The organism is Enterobacter sp. 725m/11 (assembly GCF_011683705.1).
GTDB classification, from domain to species: domain Bacteria; phylum Pseudomonadota; class Gammaproteobacteria; order Enterobacterales; family Enterobacteriaceae; genus Enterobacter; species Enterobacter bugandensis.
Window position 1 is genome coordinate 1 of sequence record NZ_JAAQOK010000083.1, and the last position, 9,159, is coordinate 9,159.

Sequence of the window (9,159 nt, forward strand, 5' to 3'; positions counted from 1 at the left end):
TCCGTCGTCGGCAGCGTCAGATGTGTATAAGAGACAGATAATTATGGGCTTATAACGGAAATTATCAAAGTCGTAAAATGTGATACGGCAGCGGGTTTTGTTATTAAGCTCTTTATTTCAGTGGGTTATGTGAGAACCTTAGCGCGCGCGAAATGAGGTTATGCATAACCGCTGCATAATTGCCTGGGCAGGATTAACAGTGGGTTAACACCTTTCCCAATAAACATGCGCTCGCGCAAACCTCGTCCAAAAAGGGCTGGTATGGCAGCCTAGATTCTCGTATAAAAAGTAAAAATGAAACATTGTTTTATATTGAGGATTGAAACATGATTATTGGAAACATTCACCATCTGCAGTCCTGGCTGCCTGACGCGCTGCGCCAGGCCATTGAGCACGTTAAAGCCCACGTCACCGACGCCACGCCGCTCGGCAAGCACGATATCAACGGCAACAGCCTGTTTTATCTGGTGTCAGAAGACATGACCCAGCCGTTCGCCGAGCGCCGCGCCGAGTACCACGCGCGCTATCTGGATATCCAGATTGTGCTGAAGGGGCAGGAAGGGATGACGTTCAGCACCCTGCCGCACGGCACGCCGGACACCGACTGGCTGGCGGATAAAGACATCGCGTTCCTGCCGGAAGGCGAGCAGGAGAAAACCGTGGTGCTGAGCGAAGGGGATTTTGTGGTGTTCTGGCCGGGTGAAGTGCATAAGCCGCTGTGCGCGGTGGGGGAGCCTGCTAAGGTCAGAAAAGTGGTTGTTAAAATGCTGGTGGAGTAATTTCCCCTCACCCTAACCCTCTCCCTGTGGGAGAGGGCACCAGACTGCACCCACGCATAATGTGATCCAGCTTAAACTTCCCGCACTCCCTCCTCATCTCACATTTACCTCCCCTTTTTCTGCGTCATAGTATGATCGTTAAATTAATGAACTCTGTTCTATAATGTAGAACAAAATGATTCAACAAGGAGATCTCATGCCGCAGTCCGCGTTGTTCACGGGAATCATTCCCCCTGTCTCCACCATTTTTACCGCCGACGGCCAGCTTGATGAGCAGGGCACCGCCGCGCTGATCGACGATCTCATCAAAGCAGGCGTTGACGGCCTGTTCTTCCTGGGCAGCGGCGGCGAGTTCTCCCAGCTCAGCGCCGAAGAGCGTAAAACCATTGCCCGCTTTGCTATCGATCATGTCGATCGTCGTGTGCCGGTGCTGATCGGCACCGGCGGCACCAACGCCCGGGAAACTATTGAACTCAGCCAGCACGCGCAGCAGGCGGGCGCGGACGGCATCGTGGTGATCAACCCCTACTACTGGAAGGTGTCGGAAGCAAACCTGATCCGCTATTTCGAGCAGGTAGCCGACAGCGTCACCCTGCCGGTGATGCTCTATAACTTCCCGGCGCTGACCGGGCAGGATCTGACCCCGACGCTGGTGAAAACCCTCGCCGACTCGCGCAGCAATATTATCGGTATCAAAGACACCATCGACTCCGTCGCCCACCTGCGCAGCATGATCCTCACCGTTAAAGCCGCTCATCCGCATTTCACCGTGCTGTGCGGCTACGACGATCATCTGTTTAATACCCTGCTGCTCGGCGGCGACGGGGCGATTTCGGCCAGCGGCAACTTTGCCCCGCAGGTGTCGGTGGATCTTCTGAAAGCCTGGCGGGATAAAGACGTGGCGAAAGCGGCTGAGTATCATCAGACCCTGCTGCAAATCCCGCAGATGTATCAGCTGGATACGCCGTTTGTGAACGTCATTAAAGAGGCGATCGTGCTTTGTGGTCGTCCTGTCTCCACGCACGTGCTGCCGCCCGCCACGCCGCTGGACGAGCCGCGTAAGGCGCAGCTGAAAACCCTGCTCCAACAGCTCAAGCTCTGCTGAGCCGGACGATAACGATGACCATTGAGAAAATTTTCACCCCACAGGACGATGCGTTTTATGCGGTGATTACCCATGCAGCGGGGCCGCAGGGCGCGCTGCCGCTGACCCCGCAGATGCTGATGGAATCCCCCAGCGGCAACCTGTTCGGCATGACGCAGAACGCCGGGATGGGCTGGGACGCTAATAAGCTGACCGGCAAAGAGGTGCTGATTATCGGTACCCAGGGCGGTATTCGCGCCGGGGACGGACGCCCGGTTGCGCTGGGCTACCACACCGGTCACTGGGAAATCGGCATGCAGATGCAGGCGGCGGCGAAGGAGATCACCCGCAACGGCGGGATCCCGTTTGCGGCCTTCGTCAGCGATCCGTGCGACGGGCGCTCGCAGGGCACGCACGGCATGTTCGACTCCCTGCCGTATCGTAACGACGCGGCGATCGTGTTTCGCCGTCTGATCCGCTCCCTGCCCACGCGCCGGGCGGTGATCGGCGTGGCCACCTGCGATAAAGGGCTACCCGCCACCATGATCGCGCTGGCCTCCATGCACGACCTGCCGACCATTCTGGTGCCGGGCGGGGCGACGCTGCCGCCGACTGTGGGGGAAGATGCGGGCAAGGTGCAGACAATCGGCGCGCGCTTTGCCAACCACGAGCTCTCCTTGCAGGAGGCCGCCGAGCTCGGCTGTCGCGCCTGCGCGTCGCCGGGCGGCGGCTGCCAGTTCCTCGGCACGGCGGGCACCTCGCAGGTGGTGGCGGAAGCGCTGGGGCTGGCGCTGCCGCACTCCGCGCTGGCACCGTCCGGGCAGGCTGTGTGGCTGGAGATCGCCCGCCAGTCGGCGCGGGCGGTGAGCGAGCTGGATAACCGCGGCATCACCACGCGCGATATCCTCACCGATAAAGCCATCGAAAACGCCATGGTGATCCACGCGGCGTTCGGTGGTTCAACGAACTTACTGCTGCACATCCCGGCCATCGCCCACGCGGCGGGCTGCACTATTCCGGACGTAGAGCACTGGACGCGCGTCAACCGTAAGGTGCCACGCCTGGTGAGCGTGCTGCCCAACGGCCCGGACTACCACCCGACCGTGCGCGCGTTCCTCGCAGGCGGCGTGCCGGAAGTGATGCTCCACCTGCGCGATCTCGGCCTGCTGCACCTGGACGCCATGACCGTCACCGGCCAGACGGTGGGCGAGAACCTCGACTGGTGGCAGACGTCCGAGCGCCGTAAGCGCTTCCGCCAGTGCCTGCGCGAGCAGGACGGCGTGGAGCCGGATGACGTGATCCTGCCGCCGGAGAAAGCAAAAGCGAAAGGGCTGACCTCGACGGTCTGCTTCCCGACGGGCAACATCGCGCCGGAAGGTTCGGTGATCAAGGCCACGGCGATCGACCCGTCGGTGGTGGGTGACGATGGCGTTTACCGCCACACCGGCCGGGTGCGGGTGTTTGTCTCGGAAGTGCAGGCCATCAAGGCCATCAAGCGGGAAGAGATTGCGCAGGGGGATATCATGGTGGTGATCGGCGGCGGGCCGTCCGGCACCGGTATGGAAGAGACCTACCAGCTTACCTCCGCGCTGAAGCATATCTCGTGGGGCAAGACGGTGTCGTTAATCACCGATGCGCGCTTCTCGGGCGTATCGACGGGCGCCTGCTTCGGCCACGTGTCGCCGGAGGCGCTGGCGGGGGGACCGATTGGCAAGCTGCGCGACAACGACATCATCGAGATTGCCGTGGACCGACTGACCCTTACGGGCAGCGTGAACTTCATCGGCACGGCGGATAACCCGCTGACGCCGGAAGAGGGTGCGCGCGAGCTGGCGCTGCGGCAGACGCACCCGGACCTGCACGCCCACGACTTTTTGCCGGACGATACCCGGCTGTGGGCGGCATTGCAGTCGGTGAGCGGCGGCACCTGGAAAGGCTGTATTTATGACACCGATAAAATTATTGAGGTAATTAACGCCGGTAAAAAAGCGCTCGGCATTTAATTATTTTTCACGCGATTGTCGTCTACGGAATATATTCCGTGGGCGGCTTTCCTGTATCTGTAATTTGTTAATTTAAACAATAATTTGCGATATATCGTTGGCGTCACAAAAGCAAAATAACGTAATTCAGAAATAAGATATGACCATTGCTGGTTAATTGAACAGCTCATTACACTCCATTAACACGATGTTGTAATTCAGCACACTACATAAGGGTGTAATTCTGATGACGCAATTAACCATGAAAGACAAAATTGGCTACGGGCTGGGTGACACCGCCTGCGGCTTCGTCTGGCAGGCCACCATGTTCCTGCTGGCCTATTTCTACACCGACGTGTTTGGACTCTCCGCGGGCATTATGGGCACGCTGTTTTTAGTCTCCCGCGTGCTCGACGCCGTGACCGACCCGCTGATGGGGCTGCTGGTAGACCGCACCCGCACACGGCACGGTCAGTTCCGCCCGTTCCTGCTGTGGGGCGCCATCCCGTTTGGCATCGTCTGCATGCTGACCTTCTACACGCCGGACTTCTCCGCGCAGGGCAAAATCATCTACGCCTGCGCGACCTACATTCTTCTGACCCTGGTCTACACCTTCGTTAACGTCCCGTACTGCGCCATGCCGGGGGTGATCACCGCCGACCCGAAAGAGCGCCACGCCCTTCAGTCCTGGCGTTTCTTCCTCGCCGCGGCGGGCTCGCTCGCCATCAGCGGCATCGCGCTGCCGCTGGTCAGCATCATCGGCAAGGGGGATGAGCAGGTGGGCTATTTCGGCGCCATGTGCGTGCTGGGGCTGACCGGCGTGGTGCTGCTCTACGTCTGCTTCTTCACCACCAAAGAGCGCTACACCTTTGAGGTGCAGCCGGGCTCGTCGGTGGCGAAAGATCTCAGGCTGCTGCTGGGCAACGGCCAGTGGCGCATCATGTGCGCATTCAAGATGATGGCGACCTGCTCCAACGTGGTGCGCGGCGGGGCGACGCTCTACTTCGTGAAATACGTGATGGATCACCCGGAGATGGCGACCCAGTTTTTACTCTACGGCAGCCTCGCCACCATGTTCGGCTCGCTCTGCTCCTCCCGCCTGCTGGGCCGCTTCGACCGCGTCACCGCCTTTAAGTGGATCATCGTCGCTTACTCGCTCATCAGCCTGCTGATTTTCTTCACCCCGGCCGAGCACATCGCGCTGATTTTCGCCCTCAACATCCTGTTCCTGTTCGTCTTTAACACCACCACGCCGCTACAGTGGCTGATGGCCTCCGACGTGGTGGATTACGAGGAGAGCCGAAGCGGGCGCCGCCTCGACGGGCTGGTGTTCTCCACCTACCTGTTCAGCCTGAAGATTGGCCTGGCGATTGGCGGGGCGGTGGTGGGTTGGATCCTGGCCTGGGTGAACTACTCCGCCAGCAGCAGCGTGCAGCCGGTTGAGGTGCTCACCACCATCAAAATTCTGTTCTGCGTGGTGCCGGTGGTGCTCTACGCGGGCATGTTCATCATGCTGTCGTTCTACAAGCTCACCGACGACCGCGTGGAGGCCATCAGCCAGCAGCTGATCAAACACCGCGCGGCGCAGGGCGAGGCCGTTCCCGACGCCGCGACAGCCGCATCCCATTAACCGGAGGCAACATGGAAATTACCAACCCGATCCTGACCGGCTTCAACCCGGACCCGTCCCTCTGCCGTCAGGGCGAGGACTACTACATCGCCACCTCGACCTTCGAGTGGTTCCCGGGCGTGCGCATCTATCACTCCCGCGACCTGAAAAACTGGTCGCTGGTCAGCACGCCGCTGGACCGCGTGTCGATGCTGGACATGAAGGGCAACCCGGACTCCGGCGGCATCTGGGCACCTTGCCTGAGCTACGCCGACGGCAAATTCTGGCTGCTCTATACCGACGTGAAGATTGTCGACTCGCCGTGGAAAAATGGCCGCAACTTCCTCGTCACCGCGCCGTCCATCGAAGGGCCGTGGAGCGAGCCGATCCCTATGGGCAACGGCGGGTTCGATCCGTCCCTGTTCCACGACGACGATGGCCGCAAATACTACCTCTACCGTCCGTGGGGGCCGCGTCACCACAGCAACCCGCACAACACCATCGTGATGCAGGAGTTTGACCCGCAGACCGGCACGCTCTCGCCCGAGCGCAAAATGCTGTTTACCGGCACGCCGCTTTGCTACACCGAAGGGGCGCATCTTTATCGCCACGCGGGCTGTTACTACCTGATGGTTGCCGAGGGCGGCACCAGCTACGAGCACGCCGTCGTGGTGCTGCGTTCCAAAAATATCGACGGGCCCTACGAGCTGCACCCGGACGTAACGATGATGACCAGCTGGCACCTGCCGGAGAACCCGCTGCAAAAGAGCGGCCACGGCTCGCTGCTGCAGACCCACACCGGAGAGTGGTATATGGCCTACCTCACCAGCCGCCCGCTGCGCCTGCCCGGCGTGCCGCTGCTGGCCTCCGGCGGGCGCGGCTACTGCCCGCTGGGGCGCGAGACCGGCATCGCCCGCATTGCGTGGCGCGACGGCTGGCCGTACGTGGAAGGCGGCAAGCACGCGCAGCTGACGGTGAAAGGCCCGCAGGTGGTGGAACAGCCCGCAGCCGCTCAGGGTAACTGGCGGGAGGATTTCGACGGCAGCACGCTTGACCCGGAACTGCAGACCCTGCGCATTCCGTTCGACGACACCCTCGGCTCGCTCACCGCGCGCCCGGGCTTCTTACGGCTCTACGGCAACGACTCGCTCAACTCGACCTTCATCCAGTCGACCGTGGCGCGCCGCTGGCAGCACTTCACCTTCCGTGCCGAGACGCGGATGCAGTTCTCGCCGATCCACTTCCAGCAGAGCGCCGGGCTGACCTGCTACTACAACAGCAAAAACTGGAGCTACTGCTTTGTGGACTACGAGGAGGGGCAGGGCAGAACGATAAAGGTTATCCAGCTCGACCACAACGTACCGTCGTGGCCGCTGCACGAGCAGCCCATTCCGGTGCCGGAACATGCGGAGAGCGTCTGGCTGCGGGTGGACGTGGATACGCTGGTCTACCGCTACAGCTACTCGTTCGACGGCGAGACGTGGCACGCCGTGCCGGTGACCTATGAAGCGTGGAAGCTGTCGGATGACTACATCGGCGGGCGCGGCTTCTTTACCGGCGCGTTTGTGGGGCTGCACTGCGAGGACATCAGCGGCGACGGCTGTCACGCGGACTTCGACTACTTGACCTACGAGCCGGTATAGCCCAGCGCGCGTGAGAGCTCGAGCCCGGCCTGCTGAAGCTCCTCGCGGAAGCGGGCCAGCTCGGCGTCGTCCACGCGGGAGGTGAGCGTCGACAGGCTCAGGGCGGCAATCACGCGGGATTCGTGGTTCCACACCGGCACCGCCACGCAGCGCACGCCCTGCTCGTTCTCTTCGCTGTCCAGGGCGTAGCCCTGCTCGCGGGTCTGCGCCAGGGCGGTCATTAACGCTTCACGAGAGGCGAGGGTCGCGGGAGTAAAGGTGGTGTAGTGATAACCCTCCAGCAGGGCGTTCAGCTCGGCCTCGCCCAGCCAGGCAATCAGCACCTTGCCGATGGCGGTGGCGTGAACCGGCAGGCGGCGGCCGATGCGCGAATAGGCGATGGCGGCCAGCTTGCCTTCAATCTTCTCGATATAGACCCCTTCACGCCCGTCCAGGATCCCCAGATGGGTGGTCTGCCCGGTACGCTGGGACAGCTCCGTCAGCCAGCCTTTCGCCTTCTGGCGAATATCGATTGAGCCCACGACAAAATGACCGCGCTCGACCAGCTTCATGCCGAGGCGATATTTGCCGTTCTCCGGGTTCTGATCGATATAGCCGTGAAGCTGCAGGGTTTTCAGCAGCGAGTGGAGGGTGCTCTTGCTCAGCCCCATCAGTTTGCTGATGTCGGTGATCTTAAGCTCGGTGGCCTGCTCGTTGAACAGGTCGAGGATCTGCAACGCACGTTCAACAGACTGAATAATCGGCATAATGCTGGCATGTCCACGCTGGAATGAAGGCGAAAACGTACCTTTTTTGGGGTGAAAAATCAATTGAGTAGAGCGGGTTGTGGGAGAAAGGGCATCAGGCCGCAACGTCGCCTGATTTGCCCGGCGGCGCTACGCTTGCACGGGCCTACGGGTTTTGTAGGCCGGGTAAGCGCAGCGCCACCCGGCTACATTATTGTTAGCGGGGGAATCAATTATTATCCCGTGCAGCGACAGACTGAATTTTCCAGATCCCATCTTCTTTAACCATGCAATCAATAACTGTGTGCTGGGTCTTTTTGCCGAACGTGATATTCACGTTTACACAGACCGGGTCGGAATCATACGAATCAATAGCCACATTCTCAGCCCAGTCCTCGCCGATATACTGCGATTTCATAAAAAAATCAGCCTCGTAAAATTCAGCATCGGCATAACGGGGATCGTCTGCATGACGTAATTTTTTCATGGTACTGGCCGTAACGAACTTATCGATTTCATTTCCCTCCTGGATAGGATAATGATCGTTGTTCACCTGTTTGACGTACCAGCGATTGAATTCAAGGGCGCGCTGCATCGGTATCTGAAAATCTTCGGCCCCCAATGCTGCTGTGCTGAATAATACAATTAAGATGAGCTTATTCATATTAATAATGCCTGTATAAGGTGACGGCTGGCTGGAGTTGGCGATACGTTGGCCCCGGGTACATTGTTCTCTGTTTAAATCTGAATACCAGGTTCCAGCGCCATCGTAAATACAGACATGCCCGTACTGATTCGGGCCGGGCAAGGCATCAATCACCGCGATATCCCCCTCTATGGGAGTGCCATAGACTTTTGTGAACCCTGCTTTTTCAAGAGAACGCCAGAAATCCTTAGCGTTTGCCCCTTCGATTTTAAGCCCTCCGGCTCGAATGGCGGCGGCGATTGCGCGAGCGCAATAGTGTCCAGTATGGGTTAGTGCGTGGCTACGGGCGTATGACACAGCTTCATGCTTATTCCATGACATAAATAATCCTTATTAACGAAATGCAGCAATAAGGAAATATTACGCCGATAATATACGGTGTTTTGTAATTGATAATGACCTGATATTAACCATTATCTACTCAATAAATAATGGTTAATAAAAACATAAATACTTATTATGGTTAATGTCTATCTGAGAAAGCGGCAGTAAAAATATTTTTCTGCCAGACCATAACGCTATTGTCGTTTTTAGGGGTTTCTCCCTCTCCCTGTGGGTGTACAGTCCGGGGACATGGTAGACAGGTGTTCGGGGACATGGTGAACACTTTTTAACATCCTTTACCCATGGT

Annotated in this window: 7 protein-coding genes and 1 pseudogene; 5 read left to right on the forward strand and 3 right to left on the reverse strand. The window is 58.9% G+C overall.

Annotation, left to right across the window (positions count from 1 at the left end):
* Positions 1-326: 326 nt before the first annotated feature.
* From HBA26_RS21980 to HBA26_RS22000, 5 genes are all read left to right on the forward strand, one after another.
* A complete protein-coding gene (locus HBA26_RS21980) occupies positions 327-779 on the forward strand; it encodes a YhcH/YjgK/YiaL family protein (protein WP_028015322.1) in 453 nt (150 codons plus the stop codon).
* 196 nt (positions 780-975) lie between these two features.
* Complete coding sequence (yagE, locus tag HBA26_RS21985) at positions 976-1,884, forward strand: 2-keto-3-deoxygluconate aldolase (protein WP_126345976.1); 909 nt, start codon at positions 976-978, stop codon at positions 1,882-1,884.
* 14 nt (positions 1,885-1,898) lie between these two features.
* On the forward strand, positions 1,899-3,866 hold the full coding sequence (gene yagF / locus HBA26_RS21990; protein WP_126345975.1) for a xylonate dehydratase YagF: 1,968 nt from the start codon (positions 1,899-1,901) through the stop codon (positions 3,864-3,866).
* A gap of 226 nt (positions 3,867-4,092) precedes the next feature.
* The gene (locus tag HBA26_RS21995; RefSeq protein ID WP_028015325.1) at positions 4,093-5,475 is read left to right on the forward strand and encodes an MFS transporter; all 1,383 of its coding nucleotides are present in this window, start codon (positions 4,093-4,095) and stop codon (positions 5,473-5,475) included.
* A gap of 11 nt (positions 5,476-5,486) precedes the next feature.
* A complete protein-coding gene (locus HBA26_RS22000; RefSeq protein ID WP_126345973.1) occupies positions 5,487-7,097 on the forward strand; it encodes a glycoside hydrolase family 43 protein in 1,611 nt (536 codons plus the stop codon).
* Here HBA26_RS22000 and xynR read toward each other — a convergent pair.
* The 3 genes and pseudogenes from xynR to HBA26_RS22015 form a co-directional block, all read right to left on the reverse strand.
* Positions 7,082-7,843: a DNA-binding transcriptional repressor XynR gene (xynR, locus tag HBA26_RS22005; RefSeq protein ID WP_047367014.1), complete on the reverse strand. Its 762-nt coding sequence runs from the start codon at positions 7,841-7,843 to the stop codon at positions 7,082-7,084. The genes HBA26_RS22000 and xynR overlap by 16 nt on opposite strands.
* 208 nt (positions 7,844-8,051) lie before the next feature.
* On the reverse strand, positions 8,052-8,486 hold the full coding sequence (locus HBA26_RS22010; protein ID WP_100170993.1) for a DUF3828 domain-containing protein: 435 nt from the start codon (positions 8,484-8,486) through the stop codon (positions 8,052-8,054).
* 1 nt (position 8,487) lies between these two features.
* Positions 8,488-8,849 (reverse strand): annotated as a pseudogene (locus tag HBA26_RS22015) (CHAP domain-containing protein).
* Between the last annotated feature and the right edge of the window lie 310 nt (positions 8,850-9,159).

What these genes read in the sequence shown, in the direction of transcription:
- yagF (WP_126345975.1), top strand. Translation starts at nt 1,899, where the DNA reads ATGACCATTGAGAAAATTTTCACCCCACAGGACGATGCGTTTTATGCG.
- HBA26_RS22010 (WP_100170993.1), bottom strand. Translation starts at nt 8,486, where the DNA reads ATGAATAAGCTCATCTTAATTGTATTATTCAGCACAGCAGCATTGGGG.
- yagE (WP_126345976.1), top strand. Translation starts at nt 976, where the DNA reads ATGCCGCAGTCCGCGTTGTTCACGGGAATCATTCCCCCTGTCTCCACC.
- HBA26_RS22000 (WP_126345973.1), top strand. Translation starts at nt 5,487, where the DNA reads ATGGAAATTACCAACCCGATCCTGACCGGCTTCAACCCGGACCCGTCC.
- HBA26_RS21980 (WP_028015322.1), top strand. Translation starts at nt 327, where the DNA reads ATGATTATTGGAAACATTCACCATCTGCAGTCCTGGCTGCCTGACGCG.
- HBA26_RS21995 (WP_028015325.1), top strand. Translation starts at nt 4,093, where the DNA reads ATGACGCAATTAACCATGAAAGACAAAATTGGCTACGGGCTGGGTGAC.
- xynR (WP_047367014.1), bottom strand. Translation starts at nt 7,843, where the DNA reads ATGCCGATTATTCAGTCTGTTGAACGTGCGTTGCAGATCCTCGACCTG.